Below are 22661 nucleotides of genomic sequence, written 5' to 3' on the forward strand. Positions count from 1 at the left end.
TCGAGTGTGACGTCCGCCCGGGGCGCGGACACAGGCGGGGCGTGAAGAGCTTCGGAAACATCAAGGCCGTCCAGTGGCTGACGACCACTGATCACAAGACGATCGGAACGCTGTACCTCGTCACGTCCTTCGCGTTCTTCTGCATCGGTGGCGTGATGGCGCTGCTCATGCGCGCCGAGCTGGCCCGTCCGGGCCTGCAGATCATGTCGAACGAGCAGTTCAACCAGGCGTTCACGATGCACGGCACGATCATGCTGCTGATGTTCGCGACGCCGCTGTTCGCCGGCTTCGCCAACTGGATCATGCCGCTCCAGATCGGCGCGCCCGATGTGGCGTTCCCGCGGCTGAACATGTTCGCCTACTGGCTGTACCTGTTCGGCTCGCTGATCGCGGTGGGCGGCTTCCTCACCCCGCAGGGAGCGGCCGACTTCGGGTGGTTCGCCTACTCCCCGCTGTCGGACGCGGTCCGCTCGCCGGGCGTCGGCGCCGACCTGTGGATCATGGGCCTGGCCTTCTCCGGCTTCGGCACCATCCTCGGCGCGGTCAACTTCATCACCACCATCATCTGCATGCGCGCCCCGGGCATGACCATGTTCCGGATGCCGATCTTCGTGTGGAACGTGCTGCTCACCGGTGTCCTGGTGCTGCTGGCCTTCCCGGTCCTCGCGGCCGCGCTGTTCGCCCTGGAGGCGGACCGAAAATTCGGGGCGCATGTCTTCGACTCCGCCAACGGCGGCGCCCTGCTCTGGCAACACCTCTTCTGGTTCTTCGGCCATCCAGAGGTGTACATCATCGCGTTGCCGTTCTTCGGCATCATTTCCGAGGTCATCCCGGTCTTCTCCCGCAAGCCGATGTTCGGCTACATGGGCCTGATCGGCGCGACCATCGCGATCGCGGGCCTGTCCGTGACGGTGTGGGCCCACCACATGTACGTCACCGGCGGAGTGCTACTCCCGTTCTTCTCCTTCATGACGTTCCTCATCGCCGTACCGACAGGCGTGAAGTTCTTCAACTGGATCGGAACGATGTGGAAGGGCTCCTTGTCCTTCGAAACACCCATGCTCTGGGCCACGGGATTCCTGGTCACGTTCGTCTTCGGCGGTCTGACCGGCGTCATGCTCGCCTCGCCGCCGCTGGACTTCCCGACGTCCGACACCTATTTCGTCGTGGCCCACTTCCACTACGTCATCTTCGGCACGGTGGTGTTCGCGATGTTCTCCGGCTTCCACTTCTGGTGGCCGAAGTTCACCGGCAAGATGCTGGACGAGCGCCTCGGCAAGATCACCTTCTGGACGCTGTTCATCGGCTTCCACGGCACCTTCCTGGTCCAGCACTGGCTCGGGGTGAACGGAATGCAGCGCCGGATTCCCGACTATCTGGCGGTGGAGGGGCTGACGACTCTCAACACACTGTCGACCGTGTTCTCGTTCGTCCTCGGGCTGTCCCTGCTGCCCTTCTTCTACAACGTGTGGAAGACGGCCAAGTACGGCGAGAAGGTCGAGGTCGACGACCCGTGGGGCTACGGCCGCTCGCTGGAATGGGCGACGTCCTGCCCACCGCCGCGGCACAACTTCGTCGCCCTCCCCCGCATCCGCAGCGAGTCCCCGGCGTTCGACCTCCACCATCCCCGATACGGCACCCAGGCACCGGTCCCGGAGCGGGAGTTGACGACACGGTGACGGCCATGGACACCCGCGCGCTGATCAACGACATCGAGGGCCATCTGCTCCTGGCGGCCACCCGGGAGCAGGGGCGGGCCGCCGCAGCGCGTTTCACCGCCCCGCTGGACTGGCTGACGACCGGCGAGCGGGAGGAACTGGAGCGCCGGTTCGAGGCGGAGTACCTGGTGCTGGCACGCGACGCCTGGCAGTGCACGGCGCTGCGTGCCGGGCAGCTGCGGGGCGAGTACGACGAGACGTACCGCGGCCTGCGGCGGCGCCTGCTGGCCGGTTGCCTGCTGGCCTGGGCCCTGGTGATGGCCACGGGAGTCCTGGTGCTCTCCCACACCTAGGCCCTGCCGGCCGGGACCGGGGCGCTCGACGGCGCTTCGCTCGTCCACCGCGAAAAAGCGGCCGTCACCGCCGTACGAAGGAAACCGTCACCTGACCGGGGGCGGTCCGCATGCGGACCGGCGCCGGGGCGCGTTGGCTTCCCCTGTGGCAGCACGGGCGATTCCCGACCTCGGCGGCGCAAGGGATGTACCGCCAACCGTGCCGCCGGAGGGCAGTCAACATGCGCAACAGATCGCTACTCCTCCGCTCCGGCCTGACCGTGGCAGCCGCCGCCGCACTTCCGCTCCCCCTGGCCGCGGCGTCGTCCGCCGCCTCGGGGATCTCCGTGAGCACCAGCGGGTCCACGGTCTCCGTCACGACCAGCGCGTGCAGCCAGATCAACGGCAGCTGGGGCACCGCCTCACTGCTCAACAGCAGTCAGGCGAACTTCGCCCAGGGACGGCAGGTGGCGCTGTCGGGAACGAGTTCCCTCCAGACGGGTGCCTGGTCCAGCGTGAGTCCCGGTACGTACACCGTCATCGTCATGTGCTCCAACAACAACACCGCGGGCACCCAGTCCGTCATCGTCTCGGCGGCCACGACGCCCTCGATCTCCGCCACGGCCTCGCCGTCACGCGGCGTGATGGGCGGGGTGGGCGGAGGGGCCACGGACTACGGCACCATCACTCTGGTGGCCGGCGGGGCGCTGGTGGCCACCGGGGTCGCCGCCACCGTCTGGTTCCTGCGCCGCCGCTCGAAGCCCTACCGGCTCTGACCCGGGACGCAGTGGGCCGTCCGCCCGGCAGGTGCCGGGCGGACGGCCCGTTGCCATGCCCGCGCGCCACCGGAAGCGGCCGTACGACCATCTGGAACGGGTCCGGCTAACGGTTCTCCAGCCGCAGATGCAGCTCCGTCTCCTGGTCGCCGGACGCACCGGTGGCCTCGTGCACGGTGAACAGGGAGTCCAGGGTGACGCGGAACCGGTCGACCGCCCAGTAGCCGCCCTGCACATCGGCCTCGACCGATGACTGGAGCCGGGCCGGACGGGTGCCCTCGTGGGCGTCGGCGACGTCGAAGGTGCCGAGCCACACGGTCGGGCGGGTGTCCGAGGCCTCCTCCGGTACGTCCTCGGCGCATCGGTCGGACGTGAAGTACGCGCAGAGTGTGTCGAACACGATCCGGGCGTCGTCCTTGGAGCACCCGCTGATCTCGACCGAGACGTGTTCCGGGTGCGATCGTTCGCCGATCATCATGACCGCTCCTCTCGTGGCCGCGCTGCGGTGGGCGCGGGCCCCGAGTGACCGCGCCCACCTTCAGCAAACCACCATCTCGCCGAAGCGCACCACGGCGAGGCCTCAGCTCCGCGTGAACCTGTACGTCTTGCTGTCCGTCAGCACACAGAAGCCCGGGGAGACGACGATGACGCGCAGGGTGCCCGTCCGGCGGTCGTAGTCGATGCCCTCGGCCTCGAACGTGCCCGAGCACGAGCTGCGCAACGGCAGCTGGCGCAGCGCCGTGACATGGCCGGAGACGTCCCCCGACCCGCTCGGCGCGGCGGAGAGGTCGATCTGGAGCAGCGGCTTGGTGATGCCGAAGAGGGTGCCCGCCGGGTCGTCGGAGGAGCACAGCAGCGTCGTCGGGCCGGAGAAGTCGCAGCCCTGCACGTCCCGCACCGCGTGATCGAGGTTGACGGTCGAGGCCTGCGGGAGGTTCGCCGAGGGCGAGGTGCTCGAGTTGACGCCGGGGGTCGGGAAGACCAGGAGCCGGCTCATCGTGCCGTACTCGCCGGCCAGCATCCACTGGCCGTCGGGCGAGATGGCCACCCAGGAGTTGTTGAGCGCCTCTCCGGAGCTGAGGTTGTGGACGTACTCGGCCCAGCTCCCGTCCGGCTTCTGCACCCGGAACATCTTCGCGCCGCCCGAGTCCGCCTGGTACGGCTCGATGTAGTACCCGTTGTACGAGGCGTCGGGGTCGCCGACGTGGTTCCAGCCACGGCTGCTGAGGTCGACGGGGATGGTGCCGATGCCGGTGTAGCGGTTGGGGCTGTTCGCGGGAACCTCGACCGAGGTCAGGCCCTGGCTCTCGGTCAGCGGGTCGGCGCGGTCGGACCCCACCTCGGTCCAGGTGTCCGCGGCGGAGGCGGGCGGGGCGGCGGACAGCACGACGGCGGTGGCGAGGGCGACGACACCGGTCAGGGCTGCGTGACAACGTTGCCGGGCGGGCAGGCGCATGAGACTCCTCGGTGGGGGGTGGGGGCGGCGCTCGGCGGACAGTGTGGCGTGCGCCCGGTCGACATGTACAGACCAATGAACGGAACAGGGGCTGTCCGTTCGACGACAGATCGCTTATTGACGACAGATCGCTTACCGACGACTTCGATCGCTTCCTGATGACTTCACCGGACGGCCACCGCCGTGTTGAGGGATGGTGGAGGAGGGCGACCGCGGCACCACAGAAACGGTTGAACGCGGTAGAACAAGGGGAGTCGGCACGGGGGACGACGTGCCGTGGCAGAGAACGAAGGCGGTGCGTGCGATGGGTGCAGCCGGGCCTCCGGTGGCCGGAGGCGGCGGACCGGTGCGGCCGAGCGGACTGCTCGACGTGCTGGGCGTGGCCTCCGTGCTGCTCGACGCCCAGGGGCGGGTCGTGCTGTGGAGCCCCGAGGCCGAGGAGCTGTTCGGGTTCTCGGCGCAGGAGGCGCTCGGCCAGTACGCCGCCCGCCTGATGGTGAACGAACAGCACGCCGAGCTGGCCGTCAAGCTGTTCGCCGACGTCATGGACACCGGTGAAGGCTGGGCGGGGGCCTTTCCGGTACGGCGCAAGGACGGCGGCACCCGGCTCGTGGAGTTCCGCAACCAGCGGCTCCTGGACGACCAGGGCCAGGTCTACGCGCTGGGACTCGCGGCCGACCAGCAGACCGTGCGCGGCCTGGAGCGCGATGTGGCGCTGTCGACGCGGATGGTCGCCCAGTCGCCCATCGGACTGGCCGTCCTGGACACGGACTTGAAGTACGTCTCGGTCAATCCGGCGCTGGAGCGCATCAACGGCATTCGGGCCGAGGAGCACCTCGGCCGCACGATCCACGAGATGCTGCCGCGGGTGGACGCCGAGGCCATGGAGCGTGTGGCACGCCAGGTCCTGGAGACCGGGACTCCGCTCGTCGACCAGCCCACCTTCGGCCGGACCCCGGCAGACCCCGAGGAGGACCACGCCTGGTCCGTCTCGATGTACCGGCTGGAGGACGCCGTCGGGACCGTGCTGGGGGTGGCCGCCTCGGTCGTGGACATCACCGATCAGTACCGGGCGGGCGTCGAGGCCGAGGCCGCCCGGCGCCGGCTGGCGCTCATCGCCGACGCCTCCACCCGCATCGGCACCACGCTGGACCTGGACCGCACCGCCAGCGAACTGGCCGATGTCGCCGTTCCGGAACTCGCCGACGTAGCCGCCGTGGACCTGTTGGAGGCCGTGGTCGAGGGCAGACGCAGCAGCCTCGGCCCCAGCGAGGCGGCGGTGATCCGCGCCCTGGCCGTCCGCGCGGAGCACGACACCGAGGCCCTCCGCGCGGCCGACCCGCCGGGCCAGGTCGCGCGATACGGCCCGGACCGCCTGGTCACCGAGTGCGTACGCACCGGCCGGCCGGTCGTGGTGCCGCAGGTCAAGGACGAGGACCTGCCGCGCATCGCCCGCTCACCGGAGGCCGCGGACCTGCTGGCGCGGGCGGGCGTGCACTCCTATCTGGCCGTTCCGCTGATCGCACGCGGCGAGGTGCTCGGCGCCCTCGACCTCAAACGCACCCGCAATCCACTGCCGTTCAGCGAGGACGACCTGCTGCTCGCCCGTGAACTGGCGGCCCGCGCGGCCGTGCAGATCGACAACGCGCGCTGGTACCAGAACGCCCGCGACACCGCCCTGACCCTTCAGCGCAGCCTGCTGCCCAGTCATCCGCGTATGACGGGCGGCCTCGAGGTCGCCTCCCGCTATCAGCCCGCGGGGGCCACCAGCGAGGTCGGCGGCGACTGGTTCGACGTCATCCCACTGGACGGGGGCAAGACCGCGCTCGTCGTCGGCGATGTGATGGGCAGCGGCATCACGGCCGCCGCGACGATGGGCCGGCTGCGCACCGCGACGAACACGCTGGCCTCCCTCGATCTCGACCCGGCGGTGCTGCTCGATCACCTCGACCGGATCACCCAGGGCCTGGACCACTCCATCGCGACCTGCCAGTACGCCATCCACGACCCGCATCTGCGGCAGTGCCGGATCGCCAACGCCGGCCATCTGCCGCCGGTTCGCCTGCGCGCCGACCGCGCACCGGAGCTGCTCGAACTGCCCACCGGGGCACCGCTGGGCGTCGGCGGTGTCGCCTTCTCCACCACGACCGTCGACCTCGAACCGGGCGATCGGCTGGTGTTCTACACCGACGGTCTGGTCGAGACCCGGCAACACCCCCTCGACGAACGGCTGGACGCGCTGCTGGATCTGCTCGACGGGCCCGACCGGCCCCTGGAGGAGCTCTGCGACCTCCTCCTGCGCACACTGCACCAGCCGGACAACTCCGATGACGTGGCCCTGCTCATCGCCCGTGCGCAGAAGCCCGGGTAGCCGTACGGGACAGCGGGGACCGACGGCCGGATTCACAGGAACTGATTACCTCCGTCTTACCCGGCACATTCCACAATCACAGCAAGCCATGGCACAGGGATGCCGGGTGCCCTCCCGAGGGGAGCAAGCCGTGACGAGGAATCCGGACCAGGAACCCACCGCCGGTGGCGAGCCGCCCGACCGGCCCACAGAGCCGCCGATGGTTCCCGCTCAGCACGGACCGGACTGGGAAGTACTCATGGGGCCGGGCGGACCCGAGCCGGAGCGGACACCGCCGGGAGCGGCCCTGCGCGCACGGTGGCACAGTCGGTCCGGGCGGTTCCGCGCCCTGACCGCGACGGCCACGGTCGTCGTCCTGGCCCTCGGCGGCACGGTCGCCTACGCCGCCACCTCCTCGTCGGGCTCGGGCGACGGCGCCGCGCCCGCGGCCGGCGCGACCGGCTCCGCGTCCTCCTCCCCCGACGACCGCGGCCCCTGGCGCGGTCCCGGCAAGTGGTTCGGTCCCGGCGGCGACGCCGCGCACGGAGAGATGACCGTCAAGGACGGCGACACCGGCGACTGGGTCGTCCGGATCTGGCAGTCGGGCACCATCGAGGAGGTGAGCGGCGACCAGGTCACGGCGAAGAGCGAGGACGGGGCCGAGTGGACCTGGACGGTGAACGAGGACACCACCGTCTGGCAGGACGGCTCGTCGAGCTCGGGGACCGGAGGGCTCACGAAAGGCGAGACGGTGTACCTGGGCGGTATCCGTTCCGACGACGACACACGGACCGCCACCCGTATCCTTTCGGGCTTCTGGGAGGTCAAGGACGACGAACGGGGGCCGGGCGACCGGCACTTCGAGTTCCCCGGTCACCGGGACGGGAAGGTACCGGAGCCCTCGAAGAGCGGCGCGACGACCTGACCCCGCGTCAGCGGGTGCCCGTCACGACGTTCACGTACAGCTCCTCCGACACGGCCAGACGGGTCGTCAGACCACCGTCGGTGAAGGCCTCGACGGCCGCCGGTGCCTGGGCCTCACTCGTCTCGACCAGCAGACAGCCACCCGGCGCGAGCCACCGTGGCGCCTCGGCGGCGACGCGGCGCAGCACGTCCAGTCCGTCCGCGCCGCCGTCCAGCGCGACCAACGGCTCGTGGTCGCGCGCTTCCGCGGGCAGGAGCCCGACCTCGCCGGTGGGGACGTAGGGCACATTGGCCGCGAGGATGTCGATGCGGCCCCGCAGTTCACCGGGCAGCGCCTCGAACAGGTCGCCCGCGTGGACGTGTCCGCCGACGGAGGCGACGTTTCTTCGGGCGCAGCGCACCGCCGCCAAGTCGATGTCGGCGGCGTGCAGTTCGATCGGCCCGAGCGCGGCGGCCAGGGCCGCGCCGACCGCGCCGGAGCCGCAGCACAGGTCGACGACCACGGTGGCGTCCGGGGCCTGGGCAAGGGCCTGTTCGACGAGGAATTCGGTACGACGGCGAGGCACGAACACGCCGGGTTCGACCGTGATCCGCAGCCCACGGAACTCCGCCCAGCCGAGGACGAGTTCAAGCGGCAGCCCGTCCGCGCGACGGTGCACCATGGCGGCCACGTCGCCGGTGTCACGGGCGGCGCCGAGGATCAACCGGGCCTCGTCCTCGGCGAAAACGCAGCCCGCGGCGCGAAGAGCCGCGACGACGGCGTCGTAGGAGGACAGAGAGGAAAGAGAGGGCATGAAAGCCGAGAGCCTTTCGGGAGCCGAAGGGCGCTCTCGCGGCCGCCTAGCCTCGGCGATCCGCGCCGGTTCGAGGGGCGAGCACCCGAGCTGACACAGCGGTAATGGGTCTCACCTCCTCGGGCAGTCACGGCCGGGACACTCCACGGCCGGACGGCACATTACCCGCATCGGACGGCGGCTGTCTCGTCGTTTCCGCTCCGCGACATGGTGCTCCGGCCGGGCCTGCCGGGTGCCGTGGCGCAGCGGCGGTGACCTCATCCACTTCCGCCTCAAGTTGTATTCTGCAACCAGGAGTGGCGAGGGAGGTCCCGTGGATGCAGCCGAAGCGAACGATGAGACGGTTGCCACCGCCGTCGGGGCCGGTGCGGACACGGCCGTGGAGACCATCCAGCGCGAGATGACCGCGTTCGCCCGTCGCGCGCGGGCATCGGCGGGCCGTATGCACCCCGAGCTGTCGCTGGTGTCGTACACGCTGCTGGGGCACTTGGAGGAGAGCGGCGGCTGCCGGGCCACCGACCTGGCCGCGCACTACGCCCTGGACAAGTCCACCGTGAGCCGTCAGGTCGCCGCCCTGGAGCGAACCGGACTCATCGAGCGACGGCTCGACCCGGAGGACCACCGTGTGCAGGTGCTGCATCTGACGGAGGCCGGCCGGGACATCCTCGCCCAGGTCACCGAGAGCCGCCGGGCGGCGTTCCGGGAACGGCTGGCGGACTGGCCGGAGGAGGATCTGGAGCGGTTCGCGGCGTATCTCGAGCGGTACAACGGGTGGCCCGGCACGGGACGCTGAGCTCGGCAGTCCGGTGCTCGTTCATGCGTGCACCCCGGTCGCGGGCCGTCCTTGCGCCAGTCGTTCGGGAGCACGGGCCGCGAGGAACGCCGTGGTGCGGCGCACGCGGAAGCCCAGGGACTCGTACAGCCGGAGGGCGCTCGTGTTTCCGGCGCCGGTGTGGAGGAACGAGGTCTCGCCGCGTTCCCGTATGCCGTGCGCGACAGCCAGGATCAGACGGGTCGCCAGGCCCTCGCCGCGGACGGCGGGGTCGGTGCAGACCGCGCTGATCTCCGTCCAGCCCGGCGGACGCAGCCGCTCCCCCGCCATGGCGACGAGGGCGCCGTTCCGGCGTATGCCGAGGTAGGTGCCGAGCTCGATGGTCCGGGGCCGGAACGGGCCGGGCTTGGTGCGGGCGACGAGGTCGAGCATCTCGGGCACGTCGGCGGGGCCGAGCCGGACCGCTTCCGGGTCGGGCGCGGCCGCCGGCCCGTCCTCCACGAGCTGTACGCCCTCGATCCGGAACGTGACCTCCCAGTCGTCCGGGACCCGTCCCCGGAAACCGAGCAGGGGTATCTCGGCCCCGGGCCCGGCGAGTGCCGCGACATCCGCCCAGTCGACGGCGTCGGGCTCATCGGGCAGGGCCAGCCACGACGTCACGTCGACGGGGTAGCGCAGTACCCGGCCGCGCCGCTCGGCGAAGTGGGCGTGCGGACCGGTCAGGGCGGCGAGCGCGGGGTTGTCGAGGACGTGCCGCGTCGGGGTCTCCACCTCGAACTGCTCCGGCTCGTACGCCTGGGCCATCGCTTCTGCTCTCCTTCGCGGTCACCTGGGACACCGACGCGCGGGGCACCCATGTGCAGGCGCCATCGAACCCGGCACAGTCAGCAAGGAAGATCGGCTGGTGGCTATTCCCCGGGCGCCGGAGACTTCATACGGCCGTCATGATCGCGGGGGCGCCCCGGGTCCGGGCATTCCTGCGGGCCACGTACGGTTGAATGCGTAAGCACCGACCACGTCCGATCCACGGGCCGCCACGCGCGGCGGCCTGGAGGCAGCACCCGCATGAATGTCACCCGAGGCTTCACCGGACGCCCGCGCGTCGACGACCCGGGGCTCCCGCCCGGCCAGTACGACGCGGGCGACGACTGGCCCGTCCTGTCCGCGGAGGTCACCCCCGACCTGGCACCCGCCGACTGGACCTTCCGTATCGACGGCCTGGTCGAGGAGCCCCGCACCTGGAGCTGGGAGCAGGCCCACGAGCTGCCGTCATCGGCGTACGAGGGCGACATCCACTGTGTGACGAGCTGGTCGAAGTTCGGCGTGCGGTTCGGGGGCGTCTCGCTGGACGCCTTCCTGCATTTGGTGCGCCCACATGTGGCCGCCACACATGCCGTCGCCTACTCGCACACGGGATACACCACCAACCTGCCGCTCGCCGACCTGACCGGCGGGCGGGCCTGGATCGCCTGGGAGTACGACGGGCAGCCGCTGCCGCCCGAGCACGGCGGTCCGGCGCGACTGCTGGTGCCGCACCTGTACTTCTGGAAGAGCGCCAAGTGGATCGCGGGCATCCGGCTCCTCGACCACGACGAGCCGGGCTTCTGGGAGCAGAACGGCTATCACGGCCGCGGCAACCCCTGGGAGGAACAGCGGTACTCCGGTGACTGAGACCTTCACTCCCCCGTCGCGCTTCGCCGTGCCCGGGCGGATCGCGGTGAGCGAACAGGCCGCCGCGGTGTGGCAGACCGCCACGATCACCGAGATCCGCCGCGAGACCCCGCACGCCGCCACCTTCCGGCTCGCCGTGCCCGGCTGGCAGGGGCATCTGCCCGGCCAGCACCTGATGCTGCGGCTGACCGCCGAGGACGGCTATGCGGCCCAGCGCCACTACTCCATCGCGTCCGCGCCCGACGACTCCGGGCACATCGAGCTGACCCTCGACCACGTCGAGGGCGGCGAGGTCTCGGGCTGGTTCCACACCGTGGCCCGGCCCGGTGACCGGCTTGAGGTGCGCGGACCGGTCAGCGGCTTCTTCGCCTGGCCCGGCGACCGGCCGGCGCTGCTGATCGGCGCCGGGTCCGGCGTCGTACCGCTGATGTCGATGGTGCGGCACCACCGGGCTCGGGACCTGACCGTGCCGCTGCGGCTGCTGGTGTCCGCGCGCAGCCCCGAGGAGCTCATCTACGGGCGCGAGTACGGCGCCGAGACGACGCCCGTGTTCACGCGGAGGGCGCCACACGGCGTACCGGTGGGACGTATGGCGGCCGCACATGTGGCCCCGCTCCTGGCCGAGCAGCCTCCCAGTGGGTGGGAGGCCTATGTGTGCGGCTCCAACGGGTTCGCCGAACACGCCTCACGCCTGCTCGTCGCGGCCGGCCAGCCGGTCGATCGCATCCGGATCGAGCGCTTCGGCTGACGGACGCCGGTCTCCACACCTGATCGACCTCTACGCGTCGGTCGGCCTGTCCGGCTACGTCTGTCGCTCCTGCATCCGGCGTGCGATGCGCCCGTGTTCGCGCAGGGCGTCCCGCAGCCCCGGCAGGACCGGTTCGCCGCGGTCGACGAGGATCCGGCCGCCGACGACCGTGGTCCAGGCCCGGGCGGGTCCGCAGCGCAGCCATGCCTCCACGGGGTCGCTGAGCGCACCGGCCAGGGCCACCTCGTGCAGGTCCCAGACGACCAGGTCGGCGCAGGCCCCGGGCCGCAGATGGCCCAGTTCGTCGGCGCGGCCCAGACAGCGTGCCGAGCCGCGGGTCGCGATGTCGAGGGCATCCCGCGCGGCCATCGCCGCGGGCCCGCCGCGGTAGCGGCCCAGCAGCAGCGCCGCCCGGGTCTCCATCCAGAGGGAGGCGTGGTCGGTGGAGGCTGAGCCGTCGCAGCCGATGCCGACGGGCAGCCCGAGCTCGCGCATCTCGCGCACCGGGGCGGTGCCGCCGCCGATGAGCATGTTGGAGCTGGGGCAGTGCGCCACGCCGACGCCGGCGGCCGCGAGGCGGCGCAGTTCGTCGCCGTTCGGGTAGATGCAGTGCGCGACCCAGGTGCGGGCGCTCATCCAGCCGGTGTCCTCGAAGTACTCCACGGGCCGGCAGCCGTAGGTCTCGAGGCAGTAGATGTCCTCGTCGTGGTCCTCGGCGAGATGGGTGTGCAGCCGTACGTCGTACCGCTCGGCCAGTTCGGCGGTGGCCGTCATCAGCTCCTTGGTGACCGAGAAAGGCGAGCAGGGCGCGAGCGCGACCCGCACCAGCGCGCCCGGCGCGGGATCGTGATGCGCCTTGATCAGGCGCTCGCTGTCGGCGAGCACCTCGTCGGTGGTCTGGGTGACGCTCCTGGGCGGCAGCCCGCCGTCCTCCACGGAACGGGTCATCGAGCCGCGTGTGGCGTGGAAGCGGAAGCCGATGTCGCGGGCGGCGCGGATCTCGGCGTCCACGAGCCGCGGGCGCGGATGGACGTAGAGGTGGTCGGAGGAGGTGGTGCAGCCGCCCATGAGCAGTTCGGCCATGCCGACGTACGCCGACACGTACGCGGCCTCCTCGTCGAGGCCGGACCAGAGGGGGTAGAGCGTGGTCAGCCAGTCGAACAGTGAGCCGTTCACGGCGGGGGCGTAGGAACGGGTGAGGTTCTGGTAGATGTGGTGGTGCGTGTTGATCAGGCCGGGGGTGACGATCCGTCCGGCGGCGGAGACGGTCGTGGCGACCTCGGGTTCGGTGCCGGATGCGCCCACGTCGGTGACCCGACCACCCGTGATCGCAACCCAGCCGCCCGGGATCTCCAGGTCTGCGTCCACGACAAGCAGTTCGGCGTCCCTGACCAGTAGTTCGGTGTCCTGGACCGGCGGAGCATCGGCGAACGACATGGCCTCATGGTAGGCGCAGGGCAGATCAGAGATCTGGCCAGTCGTCGGACCACACACGTACGGTGTGATCGCCCGCAGGCATTCGACACAGAGGTGGTTGTCCATGGCCTTGTTCGACCTCTCCCTGGAGGAGCTCCACGCGTACCGCAGCGCCTCCGCAGAGCCCGGGGACTTCGACGCCTTCTGGTCCCAGACCCTGGAGGAGACGCGCGAGCACGATCTGGACGCCCGCTTCGATCCGGTCGACACCGGGCTGACGACGGTGCAGGTGTACGACGTGACGTTCGCCGGGTTCGGCGGTCACCCGGTGAAGGGCTGGCTGACGCTTCCCGTGGGTGCCGAGGCGCCGGTACCGGTGGTCGTGGAGTTCGTGGGCTACGGCGGCGGGCGCGGTCTGCCGCACGAGCATCTGCTGTGGGCGTCCACCGGCCGGGCGCACTTCGTGATGGACACGCGCGGACAGGGCAGCGCGTGGGGCGGCGGCGGGGGCACCGCGGATCCGGTGGCCGGCGCGCCCGCGTATCCCGGGTTCATGACCCGCGGCATCGACGCGCCCGAGAACTACTACTACCGCCGGGTGTTCACGGACGGCGTGCGTGCCGTGGAGGCGGCCCGTGCACACCCGCTGACCGACCCGGCGCGCACCGTCGCGCTCGGCAGCAGCCAGGGCGGCGGTATCACGCTCGCCGTGGGCGGGCTGGTCCCGGACCTCGCCGCGGTGGCGCCGGACGTGCCGTTCCTGTGCGACTTCCCGCGCGCGACGACCTTGACGGACCGCAACCCGTACCGCGAGATCGGCAACTACCTGAAGACGCACCGCGGCCGCAGTGCCGACGTCCTGCACACGCTCGCCTACTTCGACGCCGTGCACTTCGCGCCCCGCGGGAGCGCTCCCGCCCTGTTCTCGGCGGCCCTGGAGGACCAGACGTGCCCGCCGTCCACCGTCTTCGCGGCCTTCAACGCCTGGGCGCACGAGGACAAGGCGATCGAGGTGTACGAGTTCAACGACCATGAGGGCGGCGGGCCCTACCAGCAGGCGACCAAGCTGCGCTGGCTGCGTTCGCACGCCTGAGACTCCGCTCGGCGTCTTCACTCCGGTCCGACCAGTCGGTACGTTCATCGGGCCCGGGTCGCAGCGTCGCGGCCCGGGTTCGACGGCGAACCACGGAGGAGCCCATGCCCGAGCACGAGCCGCAGGTCGACGGCCACTGCGACGCCCGTTTCGCAGCGGTGCGTTCGGCGTTCGAGGAGAACTTCCGGGTGCGCGGCGAGCTGGGCGCCGCGGTCACCGTCACGGTGGACGGCAGAACCGTGGTGGACCTGTGGGGCGGATGGGCCGACGCGGCACGCACGCGCGCGTGGGAGCGCGACACGCTGGTCAATGTGTGGTCGACGTCGAAGGGGCCGGTGGCGTTGTGCGCGCACATACTCGCCGACCGGGGGTTGCTGGACCTGGACGCGCCGGTGGCGACGTACTGGCCCGAGTTCGCTGCGGCAGGCAAGGACAAGGTCCTCGTACGGCATCTGTTGTCGCACCGTGCCGGTCTGTCCGGTCCGCGTGAGCCGCACTCGCTGGAGCAGCTGTACGACTGGGAGTTCACCGTCGGGCGGCTGGCGGCGACGGAGCCCTGGTGGGAGCCGGGGACGCGGTCCGGATATCACGCGCTGACGTACGGCTTCCTGGTCGGCGAGGTGGTACGGCGCGTCTCGGGATTGCTGCCCGGCGCGTTCCTGGAGCGGGAGGTGACCGGGCCGCTCGGCATCGACTTCACCGTCGGGCTGCCGGAGAAGGAGGCCGGGCGGGCAGCAGAGCTGACGCATCCGCCGGCCGCGTCGTCCAGCGAACAGGCCGCGATCTTCAGCCAGTTGACGCCCCTGGCCCTCGCCGCGCTGGCCAACCCCCTGGCGGGCGCGAGCGAGGCCAACACTCCCGCGTGGCGGGCCGCCGAGATCCCCGCCGCGAACGGCCACGGCACCGCACGCGCGGTCGCCGCACTGTACGGAATCTTCGCGGGCCTCGGAGCGTACGACGGCCACCGGATCCTCTCCCCCGAGGCGGCCGAGCGGGTGCGCGAGGGACAGGGCAGCTGCCGGGATCTGGTGCTCGGTGCCGGGTTCGAGAACGAGACCGAGGTCGGGCTCGGTCTGTGGCTCAGCGGAGCCAACGGCTCGTACGGGCCGAACCCGCATGCTTTCGGACACGACGGCTTCGGCGGCTCGTGCGGGCTCGCCGACCCGGAGGCGGAAGTGTCGCTGGGCTATGTGATGAACCGCATGGGGCCTCATATAGCCGACGACCCACGGAAGACGGCGCTGATCGACGCCCTGTACAGCGCGTTGTGAGACGACTTCGGCGCCAGTGGGTTTCGGCCGAACAGGCGGGCCGGTCTTCCCTGGTGGTTTAGACCAATGCTAGATCTGGTGGCGCAATGAGCCCGCACGGCTACGGAACGTCACCTCACAGGAGGCGCGGCATGGCCCGCACCACCCCCCATGACCATCCGCTCACCGAAGGACAGCCCCTCTACTGGCACATCGCGACGGAGTTGCTCGGCGAGCTGAGCGACGGCACCATCCCGCCCGGCGAACGGCTGCCCGGGGAGCGGAAGTTGGCCGGCCACTTCGGCGTCAGCAGGGAGACCGTACGGCAGGCACTGGAGGTACTGCGCCGTGGCGGTCAGGTCGCCACCGACCGCCGGGGCAGCCACGCGGCGCTGCCCGGCCTGCCGGTCGAGACCCCGCCCACGCTCGCCTTCCCGGTCGGCGCCCGGACCGCCGATCCGGCCGCCGTCGGCCGGGCCACCGTCACCTGGGAGGCTCCCCCGCCCGATCATGCCGCGGCCCTGGGGCTCGCCCCGCACCGGCCGACCCTCGTCCACCGCTACGAGTCCGACACCGCCGACGGCCACGGACGGCGCACGGCCGTGACCTCCTTCTCGACCGTGGCCCTGACCGAGGTGGAGGAACTGGGGCGCTACCGCGACCGGGCCGACGGCGCCGCCGGGGCACAGCTGAGACGGGTCTACGACTGGATGCGCAAGGCGGGCCTGTCCCTGCACCACCGGGACTCGATCACCCGCCTCCCGGACACGCCGTCGGTACGGGTCACCCGGCAGGTGCGCGACCAGTACGCCCGGCCGCTGGAGATCACCGACCTCGTCGTGGACGCCCACCAGGACGCCCTCGTCTACGAGTTCACACTGCCTGCGGAGGGCTGACCACGCAGGAGCGCCGGAAGTACAGCCGCACCACGGAGCCCGTCGGATCGAGGTGCTCCGCCACCAGGTCGCTCAACTGCCGCACCAGCCACATGCCGTGACCGTTCGCGGCGCGCGGCTCGGGCGGGATGTGGCCGGGGAACGTGGGGCGGGGCACCGAGGTGTGGGCCCCGCCGTCACGGATCTCGCAGACGACGTGGTCGGGGTCGCTGCGCAGCCGGACCACGCCCTGTCCACCGCCGTAGCGCACCGCGTTGACCACGGCCTCGTGCGCCGCCGCCACCATGTCGTACGTCCGCTGCTCCGACATGCCGTGGCGGCGGGCGTACGCGGCTAGGGCGTGTCGGACGGCGGCCGAACGGCCGCGGCTGAAGCGGATGTCGTCCGGCCCGTCAGGCAGCGGGTCCGGGCGGCTCTGTGCGGTGACCTCCGCGGAGAAGGCCGCCGGGTTCGCGTAGTCGACGCTGGGCGCGGACGGGCGGGCGCCCAGGGCGAGTTCGGGGTGGGTCCGTCGCGCCGTGGACAGGACCGGGGCCGCGAGGTTCCGGGTGTCGTACGGGCACAGGATCCAGTGGGCGGTGCCGGCGAAGGCGACGTTCACGAGGGACTCGTAGCGCATCCACTCCCGTGTCTCGAAGTCGCTGCGGCCCGTCCAGACGGGTTCGCCGACGACGCGGACCCGGCGGGCCCCGCCCTGCCGGTGGCAGTAGGCGTGGTAGCGGCCCAGGGTGCGGGAGGGGTAGTCGTACCAGTCGCGGGAGTCGGCGAAGTCGACGTCCCCGGCCCGACTGCCGAGCACGTCGGTCAGCAGGGCGATGTGGTGGCCGCTCAGCACCGCGAGGACGGCGTCGCCGGCGTCGAGGCCGTCGCGGACGAAGCCGGCCGTGCCCCTGAGGAGTTCCTGGTCGGAGCCGTAGCACAGCGCCTGGTGCACGAAGCCCGTACGGGTCATGACGGCTCTCCTTCGGGTTCGATGCGCAGACCGGGGACCCGGTCCCAGCCGGTCACCCGCATCACCCGGCGGATGTGCGGGGCGACGCCGGACAGTTCGAGGGTGCCGCCGGCCGCGGACAGGTCGAGCGCGCAGAACACCAGCAGGCGCAGGGCACCCACGTCGATGAAGTGCAGGCCGCCGAGGTCGAGTCGGGTGCGGATCCCGTGCGCGGTGCGGGCCAGGGCACGGTTGCGCTCGGCGTGCAGGGCGCGGGCGACGGCGGTGACGTTCGATTCGTCGATCTCACCGGCGAGGGCGAGGCCCGGGGGGACGAAGGTACGGGTGATGGAGAGGAGGTCGTCGCGCCAGATGTGGTCGGCGCCGACCCGGCCGTGGTGCAGTCCGGCGATCGGGGCGAGTTCGGCGTCGTCGAAGACCCGGCGGTCGTACTGGCAGATGCCGAGCACCGGCAGCGAGGCGAACACCGAGTCCAGCAGCAACTCGCTGTCGTGCAGTGTCTTGAGTGCCTGGCCGGCCTGGGCGCGCAGGATCTCCGTGCCCACCCGCAGGCCGAGGAAGCCGTCACCGACCGCGCGGCGTGCCTCACGGCGGATCACTTCGTCGAGGTCCCACAGGCCTTCCGGGCCGGCCAGGTGTCCGTCGACGCACAGCCTGCCCACCGCGACCTCCTCGTCGACCCGGCAGCCGTGCACCTCCAGAAAGGACAGGGCGACACCCGCCGGGATGTCGGCGGGCGGCAGCAGGAGCCCGCGGTGGCCGCTGGCCAGGCCGTCGAGCAGGAACGCGGCGAGTACGGTCTCGCGTTCCTCGTCCGTGTCGTAGCCGAGGAGCAGATGGTCGCCGTGACGCATCTGTCCCACGGTTGTCAGAGCGGGTACGACCGTCATCCCGCACCTCCCTGGGTGGGCCGGGACCGCTTCCACGCTACGCCGGAAGCAGCCGTCCCGTGAGGGGTTAAGGTGACCGCCATCGGTTCCGTTGAGGGGGGACGATGGCGGCCTCTGTGCAGGGCGGCAGGACCGGCAACCTGCCTTCCGAGGCGAATGCGTTCGTCGGCCGCCGGACCGAACTCGCCGAGATCGCGGGGCTGTTGGGGACCGAGCGGCTGGTGACGCTGACGGGACCCGGGGGCGTCGGGAAATCCCGGCTGGCACTGCGTGCCGCCCATGCCGCGCAGACCGGATTTCCGGGCGGGACATGGCTGGTGGAGCTGTCGGCACTCCGTGATCCGGATCTGCTGGTCAATGCCATGGCACAGGCGACCCGGCTGACCGAGCAGACGCTGCGACCGCTGCTGGAGGCGGTCGGCGAGCATCTCGCGGGGGCGCCGCAGCTTCTCCTTCTGGACACCTGCGAGCATGTGCTGGACGAGTGTGCCCGTGTGGTGCAGGAACTCCTGGCGCGCGTCCCGGAATTGCGGGTGCTGGCCACCAGCCGGCAGCCACTGGGCATGCCGGGCGAGCATCTGCTGACGGTGGCGCCCCTGCCGCTGGGTGAACGCGACGACGCCGTGGCGCTGTTCGCCGCGCGGGCGGCGGCGGCCGTGCCCTCGTTCGCGCTCACCGAGGCCAACCGGCGCCATGTGGCCGCGGTCTGTGCCCGTCTGGACGGTATCCCGCTGGCCCTGGAACTCGCCGCCGTACGACTGCGCGGGTTCCCGCTCGACCGGCTCCTGGAAGGCCTCGACTCCCGCTTCGACCTGCTGGTCTCGCCCGCGCGGCCGCGGCTCGCCCGGCACCAGACGCTGCGCACGGCCATCGGCTGGAGCCACGAGCTGTGCACACCGCTGGAGCGGCTGCTGTGGGCGCGGCTGTCGGTGTTCGCGGGCGGCTGGGATGTCGAGGCCGCCGAATTCGTGTGCCACGGCGGTCCGCTGGACGCCGAGGAGATCCTCGCGCTGCTCGCCTCGCTCACCGAGAAGTCCATCGTGACCCGTGAGGACGACGGGGCGGCGGTGCGCTACCGCATGCTGGACACGGTCCGCTCCTTCGGAGCCGAGTGGCTCACCGGACTCGGTGAGGAGGAGGCCCTCCGACTGCGCCACCGTGACTACTACCGCTGGATCGCCCGCCAGGGCGAGGCGGAGTGGCTCGGCCCCGGTCAGCGGATGTGGGCCGAGCGGCTCAGCGCCGAGCACGCGAATCTGCGCCTGGCGATCGAGGGGTGCCTCACGGCGCCCGACTCCGAGACGGCGCTCGAACTGACGGGCAGCCTCTGGTACTTCTGGTTCGCCTGCGGTTTCACCGAGGAGGGGCGCGCCTACCTGGAACGGGCGCTGAGCCGCGCCACTCGCAGCGGCGGGCCCGAGCACACGCTCGCCGTGTGGGCGCACCGGCTGGTCACCGTCGTCCCGGAGGACCTGGAGGCGGCCGAGTCGGTGAGCGCCGCGTATGTGTGGCTCGCCGAGGAACGCCGACTGCCCGTTCCCGCCCTGCCGTTGACCGGGGCGAGTCTGGCCGTGCGGGGCGAGTCGGCGCGGTCCGCGGTGCTGTACGGCAGTGCCGGCCGGGCGCCCGCGGGGGACGGCGGCGCCGAGTTCTTCCAGCTGCTGACGCTGGCCGTGCAGGCGTATCTGCTGGCCGGCCAGGCCGCGTTCGAGCGGTGTGCGACGGTCGGCGAGCGGTTGCGCCAGGACTGCGCCAAGCGGGGCGAGCTGTGGATGCGGGCGTGGGGCGACTTCTTCGTCTCACTGGCCGGCATCGGCCTGGGCAACGCCGACGAGGCGGTGAGCACGGCCCGCGAGGCACTGGCCGCCAAGTGGCGCGTGCACGACCGGCTCGGCGCCGCCGCCGTCGCCGATCTCCTGGTCGCCGCTCAGGCCGCACGCGGCGAGGACGAACTCGCCGCCCGCCTCCTCGGCATCAGCAGACGCCTCTGGCACACCGCGGGCCTGCCACAGCTGGGCAGCCCCGACACGACCGTCTTCCACCGGGAGTACGAACGCCGCCTGCGCGCGACCCTGGGCGACGCCCGCTTCACCACCGCGGTCCGCGAGGGCCGGGAACTGGAGCCGAGCGCGGCACTGGCGCTGGCGCTGGGCGGCGCGTCCGAGGAACCGGACCTGTGACCTTGCGGGTACGGGACTCGGCTCCGCCGTGCCGGGGACGAGAGTTGGAGGAGCGCACCGCGCCGGACGGCGTCGGTGTCGGTGTCGGCCCTCGTGCTCACGCCACCCCTCACCCGGCTAAGTCGCCCGGCGTCGCGCCACGACCATCCGCACGCGCGGGCTGCCGTCCTGCCGCTGCCCGAATTCGGGCAGGGCGTGGAGGTCGACCTCGAACCCCGCCCGATCCAGCTCCTGACGGACGTCCGCAAGCCTGAAGGCCCGGTAGTACATGACGAACGGCGGCCGCCACACGGCGTTGCGCACGCGCATCACGGCGTCGAAGCCCAGCAGCATCCAGTAGGCGCGGGAGGCCGGAGGCGGCGGTGCGACCACCGGGAAGACGAAGGAGCCGCCCGGCCGCAGCACGGAGTGAACCTGTGCGAACAGTCCGGGCAGTTCACGGGGCAGGAAGTGCCCGAACGCCCCGAAGCTCACCGCCAGATCGAAGGCGGGTCCGAACGGCAGCGCTCGGGCGTCCGCACGGACCCAGTCGACTCGCGGCCCGCCAGACCGCGCCCGCTCCCGTGCCACGGCGAGCATCCCGGCACTGAAGTCGACCCCGGTGACGCTCTCCCGGCACACCCGCGTCAGCACGCCGACGCCCGCCCCGGTACCGCAGCACAGGTCGAGCCCGGCGTCGAAGGGGCCGATCCGGGCCAGCGCCCGCGCGACCGCGTCAAGCACCGGGTCCGGGGTCCGGAAGGGGGTGTGATCGAACTTCGGGGCGAGCAGGTCGTAGCCGCGCTCGACGGACGACAGCGCCTGGACGGCGAGTTCGCGGAGACCGGGACCTTCGGGGCTGAACATCCGCGTCAGCTTAGGCGAACGGGACGACGGGAACGCACGGCACAGGAGCCGGCCGCGCCCGTCCGCGACACCCTCCTCAGCCCGTCCTGCCACCTCGCCAGGTGTCGACGCGCTCCCACTCGGCATCCCACTGCGCCATCCTGCGCCGGTCCAGCACCACCCGAGCCCCATAGGCACCGCCGATCACGGCCGCGCCGATGACCACCCCGGCCAGCACGCCTGCCAGGGCCGCCTGGAGCCTTGCCTCACCGGGGGACACGGGCTCGGCCGCCAGGATCCCGGCCTGGTCGGTCCACACCGGCACCCGGGACCCGGCAGGGGCGTCGGGCCGTACCTTGGTCAGGCCCGTACGGGGTTGTCCGTCCGGTGCCGTCCAGCGGGCCTCGGCCCACACCAGGTCTCCGTCGGCCTCGCTCGCGGTCGGCCTGTCCCCCGCGTTCTCGACGAGGACGGCGGTGACCTCCTGGCGCTCCACCCGCTGCTGGTCGAGGTCGTGCTGCATGACGGCCCGCACCGCCAGCCCCGCCGGCACCGCGCACACGACGGCCAGGATCCACGCGCAGAGCACGAGCCAGGCCTCGACCACATCGATGCGCCGCCGGAGCGGACTGCGCCGCCACCGCCACATCCGCACCGTCGGATGCTCTGTCCTCGCCATCGGTCGACACCCCCTTGCCAGCGCCGACAACACACTCACCAGTGTCCTCCCGGAAGGCGATCCCGGCGCTGCGAGGGGTCGGACGCCGCTGAGCGGGACGGCCTCCGTGCATGAAGTCGGTGGCGCCGCCGTCGGCGATCACGAGCGCACTCGGCTCGCCCTGAGGCTCTCCGCCGGCCGGGGCTTCGCAGGTGGCCGGGGTCGGCGCAGCAGGACCAGTGCAGACGCCGGCCCGGCCGCCGCGAGGACGACACACGCCGTGAACGCGGCCCGGTACCCGGCGACGGGCCCCGTGTACGACACGGCGACCGATGTCACCACGGCCACGCCGAAGGCCCCGCCGATCTGGAACGCCGCGGTGTTGATGCCGGAGGCCACCCCGGACGCCCGCTCCTGCACTCCGGTGAGGGCGGCGATGGAGCCCGCGACCGCGCAGGCGCCGAGGCCGGGCCCGAAGAGGAGCAGCCCGGGGAGCAGGTCCCGGACGAACCCGCCGTCCACCGGCACCCCGGCCGGCAGCAGACTGCCCGCACCGACCAGCGCGAGCCCGCCGACCGCGACCGGACGCGCGCCGACACGGGTGACCAGGGCCTGCCCGGCGTACGAGCCGACGACGGCGCCGACCGGCATCACCACGTTGTAGAGGCCGAAGCGCAGCGGGGACAGACCGAGGGCGCCCTGGCCGTACTGCGACAGCGTGTACGACATCCCGAAGGCGCAGGAACCCAGCAGGAACACCACCAGGTTGCGGCCGCTCACCGACGGTGAGCGCAGCAGCCGCAGCGGTACGAGCGGTGCCGAGGAGCGCGTCTCGACGCGCAGGAAGAGCAGGGCCGGCGCGTCATGGTCAGCCTCCCAGGCGCGGCCCGGCGAGCCAGACGTCCGGGGTGCCCGGAGGCGTCTCCTCGCGTGGGGCGACGGGCTGCCGCAGCCGGGTGAGGAGCTTGCGTACAAGGGCGTTCATCGAAAGCCTCCGGTGTCGGTGAGGTGCTGTCACCC

22 protein-coding genes are annotated in these 22661 nt (G+C 71.7%); 12 read left to right on the forward strand and 10 right to left on the reverse strand.

Going from position 1 to position 22661, the window contains the following annotated elements; translation table 11 throughout:
• Positions 1-41: 41 nt before the first annotated feature.
• The 3 genes from ctaD (at position 42) to ACIHFB_RS03220 (ending at position 2766) form a co-directional block, all read left to right on the forward strand.
• Positions 42-1679, forward strand: a complete 1638-nt coding sequence (ctaD, locus tag ACIHFB_RS03210; RefSeq protein ID WP_400125021.1) for a cytochrome c oxidase subunit I — start codon at positions 42-44, stop codon at positions 1677-1679.
• A 5-nt stretch (positions 1680-1684) separates the two neighbouring features.
• A complete protein-coding gene (locus ACIHFB_RS03215) occupies positions 1685-2011 on the forward strand; it encodes a hypothetical protein (RefSeq protein ID WP_400125022.1) in 327 nt (108 codons plus the stop codon).
• A gap of 221 nt (positions 2012-2232) precedes the next feature.
• Positions 2233-2766, forward strand: a complete 534-nt coding sequence (locus ACIHFB_RS03220) for a hypothetical protein (RefSeq protein ID WP_400125023.1) — start codon at positions 2233-2235, stop codon at positions 2764-2766.
• 106 nt (positions 2767-2872) lie between these two features.
• Here ACIHFB_RS03220 and ACIHFB_RS03225 read toward each other — a convergent pair whose 3' ends face one another.
• Positions 2873-3241 (reverse strand): hypothetical protein, encoded by a 369-nt coding sequence (locus ACIHFB_RS03225; protein ID WP_365271008.1) that lies wholly within the window; start codon positions 3239-3241, stop codon positions 2873-2875.
• Positions 3242-3346: 105 nt separating this feature from the next.
• Positions 3347-4222, reverse strand: coding sequence for a hypothetical protein (locus tag ACIHFB_RS03230; RefSeq protein WP_400125024.1), 876 nt, complete (start codon positions 4220-4222; stop codon positions 3347-3349).
• Positions 4223-4526: 304 nt separating this feature from the next.
• Between ACIHFB_RS03230 and ACIHFB_RS03235 the strand changes: the two genes are divergently transcribed.
• Positions 4527-6593, forward strand: coding sequence for a SpoIIE family protein phosphatase (locus tag ACIHFB_RS03235; RefSeq protein ID WP_365271011.1), 2067 nt, complete (start codon positions 4527-4529; stop codon positions 6591-6593).
• Between the two features lie 130 nt (positions 6594-6723).
• Complete coding sequence (locus ACIHFB_RS03240; protein ID WP_400125025.1) at positions 6724-7497, forward strand: hypothetical protein; 774 nt, start codon at positions 6724-6726, stop codon at positions 7495-7497.
• A gap of 7 nt (positions 7498-7504) precedes the next feature.
• Here ACIHFB_RS03240 and ACIHFB_RS03245 read toward each other — a convergent pair whose 3' ends face one another.
• Positions 7505-8290, reverse strand: a complete 786-nt coding sequence (locus ACIHFB_RS03245) for a putative protein N(5)-glutamine methyltransferase (RefSeq protein WP_400125026.1) — start codon at positions 8288-8290, stop codon at positions 7505-7507.
• A 313-nt stretch (positions 8291-8603) separates the two neighbouring features.
• Here ACIHFB_RS03245 and ACIHFB_RS03250 point away from each other — a divergent pair, with 313 nt between their 5' ends.
• Complete coding sequence (locus ACIHFB_RS03250; RefSeq protein WP_400125027.1) at positions 8604-9083, forward strand: MarR family winged helix-turn-helix transcriptional regulator; 480 nt, start codon at positions 8604-8606, stop codon at positions 9081-9083.
• A gap of 21 nt (positions 9084-9104) precedes the next feature.
• Here the strand turns inward: ACIHFB_RS03250 and ACIHFB_RS03255 are convergent, their stop codons facing one another.
• Positions 9105-9866, reverse strand: a complete 762-nt coding sequence (locus ACIHFB_RS03255) for a GNAT family N-acetyltransferase (protein ID WP_365269260.1) — start codon at positions 9864-9866, stop codon at positions 9105-9107.
• Positions 9867-10127: 261 nt separating this feature from the next.
• Here ACIHFB_RS03255 and ACIHFB_RS03260 point away from each other — a divergent pair, with 261 nt between their 5' ends.
• Together ACIHFB_RS03260 and ACIHFB_RS03265 are read left to right on the forward strand one after the other, a co-directional pair.
• Positions 10128-10733: a sulfite oxidase-like oxidoreductase gene (locus tag ACIHFB_RS03260; protein WP_365269263.1), complete on the forward strand. Its 606-nt coding sequence runs from the start codon at positions 10128-10130 to the stop codon at positions 10731-10733.
• Positions 10726-11481, forward strand: a complete 756-nt coding sequence (locus ACIHFB_RS03265; RefSeq protein WP_400125028.1) for a ferredoxin reductase — start codon at positions 10726-10728, stop codon at positions 11479-11481. Before ACIHFB_RS03260 ends, ACIHFB_RS03265 begins: the two co-directional genes overlap by 8 nt.
• Before the next feature lie 54 nt (positions 11482-11535).
• On the opposite strand, the gene ACIHFB_RS03270 is transcribed toward ACIHFB_RS03265, so the two are convergent.
• A complete protein-coding gene (locus ACIHFB_RS03270; RefSeq protein ID WP_365269268.1) occupies positions 11536-12918 on the reverse strand; it encodes an 8-oxoguanine deaminase in 1383 nt (460 codons plus the stop codon).
• Between the two features lie 103 nt (positions 12919-13021).
• Here ACIHFB_RS03270 and ACIHFB_RS03275 point away from each other — a divergent pair, with 103 nt between their 5' ends.
• The 3 genes from ACIHFB_RS03275 (at position 13022) to ACIHFB_RS03285 (ending at position 16136) form a co-directional block, all read left to right on the forward strand.
• Positions 13022-13990 (forward strand): acetylxylan esterase, encoded by a 969-nt coding sequence (locus tag ACIHFB_RS03275; RefSeq protein WP_365269270.1) that lies wholly within the window; start codon positions 13022-13024, stop codon positions 13988-13990.
• A gap of 104 nt (positions 13991-14094) precedes the next feature.
• Entirely contained in the window at positions 14095-15261 is a 1167-nt protein-coding gene (locus ACIHFB_RS03280) for a serine hydrolase domain-containing protein (RefSeq protein ID WP_365269273.1), read from the forward strand.
• Positions 15262-15392: 131 nt separating this feature from the next.
• Positions 15393-16136: a GntR family transcriptional regulator gene (locus ACIHFB_RS03285; RefSeq protein WP_365269276.1), complete on the forward strand. Its 744-nt coding sequence runs from the start codon at positions 15393-15395 to the stop codon at positions 16134-16136.
• Here the strand turns inward: ACIHFB_RS03285 and ACIHFB_RS03290 are convergent.
• Both ACIHFB_RS03290 and ACIHFB_RS03295 read right to left on the reverse strand, forming a co-directional pair.
• Positions 16114-17088, reverse strand: coding sequence for a sensor histidine kinase (locus tag ACIHFB_RS03290; protein ID WP_365269279.1), 975 nt, complete (start codon positions 17086-17088; stop codon positions 16114-16116). The two genes, ACIHFB_RS03285 and ACIHFB_RS03290, sit on opposite strands and share 23 nt — an antisense overlap.
• Positions 17085-17978 carry an MEDS domain-containing protein gene (locus tag ACIHFB_RS03295; protein ID WP_365269282.1) on the reverse strand — a complete coding sequence of 298 codons (894 nt, stop codon included), beginning with the start codon at positions 17976-17978 and terminating at the stop codon, positions 17085-17087. The genes ACIHFB_RS03290 and ACIHFB_RS03295 overlap by 4 nt, the downstream gene beginning before the upstream one ends.
• A gap of 104 nt (positions 17979-18082) precedes the next feature.
• On the opposite strand from ACIHFB_RS03295, the gene ACIHFB_RS03300 reads away from it, so the two are divergent.
• Positions 18083-20158 carry an AAA family ATPase gene (locus ACIHFB_RS03300; protein ID WP_365269285.1) on the forward strand — a complete coding sequence of 692 codons (2076 nt, stop codon included), beginning with the start codon at positions 18083-18085 and terminating at the stop codon, positions 20156-20158.
• 117 nt (positions 20159-20275) lie between these two features.
• Here the strand turns inward: ACIHFB_RS03300 and ACIHFB_RS03305 are convergent, their stop codons facing one another.
• From ACIHFB_RS03305 to ACIHFB_RS03315, 3 genes are all read right to left on the reverse strand, one after another.
• Positions 20276-21004: a class I SAM-dependent methyltransferase gene (locus tag ACIHFB_RS03305; RefSeq protein WP_365269288.1), complete on the reverse strand. Its 729-nt coding sequence runs from the start codon at positions 21002-21004 to the stop codon at positions 20276-20278.
• 76 nt (positions 21005-21080) lie between these two features.
• Positions 21081-21662, reverse strand: coding sequence for a hypothetical protein (locus ACIHFB_RS03310; protein ID WP_365269290.1), 582 nt, complete (start codon positions 21660-21662; stop codon positions 21081-21083).
• A 138-nt stretch (positions 21663-21800) separates the two neighbouring features.
• On the reverse strand, positions 21801-22493 hold the full coding sequence (locus ACIHFB_RS03315) for an MFS transporter (protein ID WP_400125589.1): 693 nt from the start codon (positions 22491-22493) through the stop codon (positions 21801-21803).
• Between the last annotated feature and the right edge of the window lie 168 nt (positions 22494-22661).

Source organism: Streptomyces sp. NPDC051963 (assembly GCF_044593495.1).
Lineage (GTDB): Bacteria > Actinomycetota > Actinomycetes > Streptomycetales > Streptomycetaceae > Streptomyces.

What these genes read in the sequence shown, in the direction of transcription:
- ACIHFB_RS03285 (WP_365269276.1), top strand. Translation starts at nt 15,393, where the DNA reads ATGGCCCGCACCACCCCCCATGACCATCCGCTCACCGAAGGACAGCCC.
- ACIHFB_RS03305 (WP_365269288.1), bottom strand. Translation starts at nt 21,004, where the DNA reads ATGTTCAGCCCCGAAGGTCCCGGTCTCCGCGAACTCGCCGTCCAGGCG.
- ACIHFB_RS03290 (WP_365269279.1), bottom strand. Translation starts at nt 17,088, where the DNA reads ATGACCCGTACGGGCTTCGTGCACCAGGCGCTGTGCTACGGCTCCGAC.
- ACIHFB_RS03295 (WP_365269282.1), bottom strand. Translation starts at nt 17,978, where the DNA reads ATGACGGTCGTACCCGCTCTGACAACCGTGGGACAGATGCGTCACGGC.
- ACIHFB_RS03280 (WP_365269273.1), top strand. Translation starts at nt 14,095, where the DNA reads ATGCCCGAGCACGAGCCGCAGGTCGACGGCCACTGCGACGCCCGTTTC.
- ACIHFB_RS03270 (WP_365269268.1), bottom strand. Translation starts at nt 12,918, where the DNA reads ATGTCGTTCGCCGATGCTCCGCCGGTCCAGGACACCGAACTACTGGTC.
- ACIHFB_RS03300 (WP_365269285.1), top strand. Translation starts at nt 18,083, where the DNA reads ATGGCGGCCTCTGTGCAGGGCGGCAGGACCGGCAACCTGCCTTCCGAG.
- ACIHFB_RS03275 (WP_365269270.1), top strand. Translation starts at nt 13,022, where the DNA reads ATGGCCTTGTTCGACCTCTCCCTGGAGGAGCTCCACGCGTACCGCAGC.
- ACIHFB_RS03255 (WP_365269260.1), bottom strand. Translation starts at nt 9,866, where the DNA reads ATGGCCCAGGCGTACGAGCCGGAGCAGTTCGAGGTGGAGACCCCGACG.
- ACIHFB_RS03310 (WP_365269290.1), bottom strand. Translation starts at nt 21,662, where the DNA reads ATGGCGAGGACAGAGCATCCGACGGTGCGGATGTGGCGGTGGCGGCGC.
- ACIHFB_RS03260 (WP_365269263.1), top strand. Translation starts at nt 10,128, where the DNA reads ATGAATGTCACCCGAGGCTTCACCGGACGCCCGCGCGTCGACGACCCG.
- ACIHFB_RS03245 (WP_400125026.1), bottom strand. Translation starts at nt 8,290, where the DNA reads ATGCCCTCTCTTTCCTCTCTGTCCTCCTACGACGCCGTCGTCGCGGCT.
- ACIHFB_RS03235 (WP_365271011.1), top strand. Translation starts at nt 4,527, where the DNA reads ATGGGTGCAGCCGGGCCTCCGGTGGCCGGAGGCGGCGGACCGGTGCGG.
- ACIHFB_RS03230 (WP_400125024.1), bottom strand. Translation starts at nt 4,222, where the DNA reads ATGCGCCTGCCCGCCCGGCAACGTTGTCACGCAGCCCTGACCGGTGTC.
- ACIHFB_RS03215 (WP_400125022.1), top strand. Translation starts at nt 1,685, where the DNA reads ATGGACACCCGCGCGCTGATCAACGACATCGAGGGCCATCTGCTCCTG.
- ACIHFB_RS03220 (WP_400125023.1), top strand. Translation starts at nt 2,233, where the DNA reads ATGCGCAACAGATCGCTACTCCTCCGCTCCGGCCTGACCGTGGCAGCC.
- ACIHFB_RS03225 (WP_365271008.1), bottom strand. Translation starts at nt 3,241, where the DNA reads ATGATCGGCGAACGATCGCACCCGGAACACGTCTCGGTCGAGATCAGC.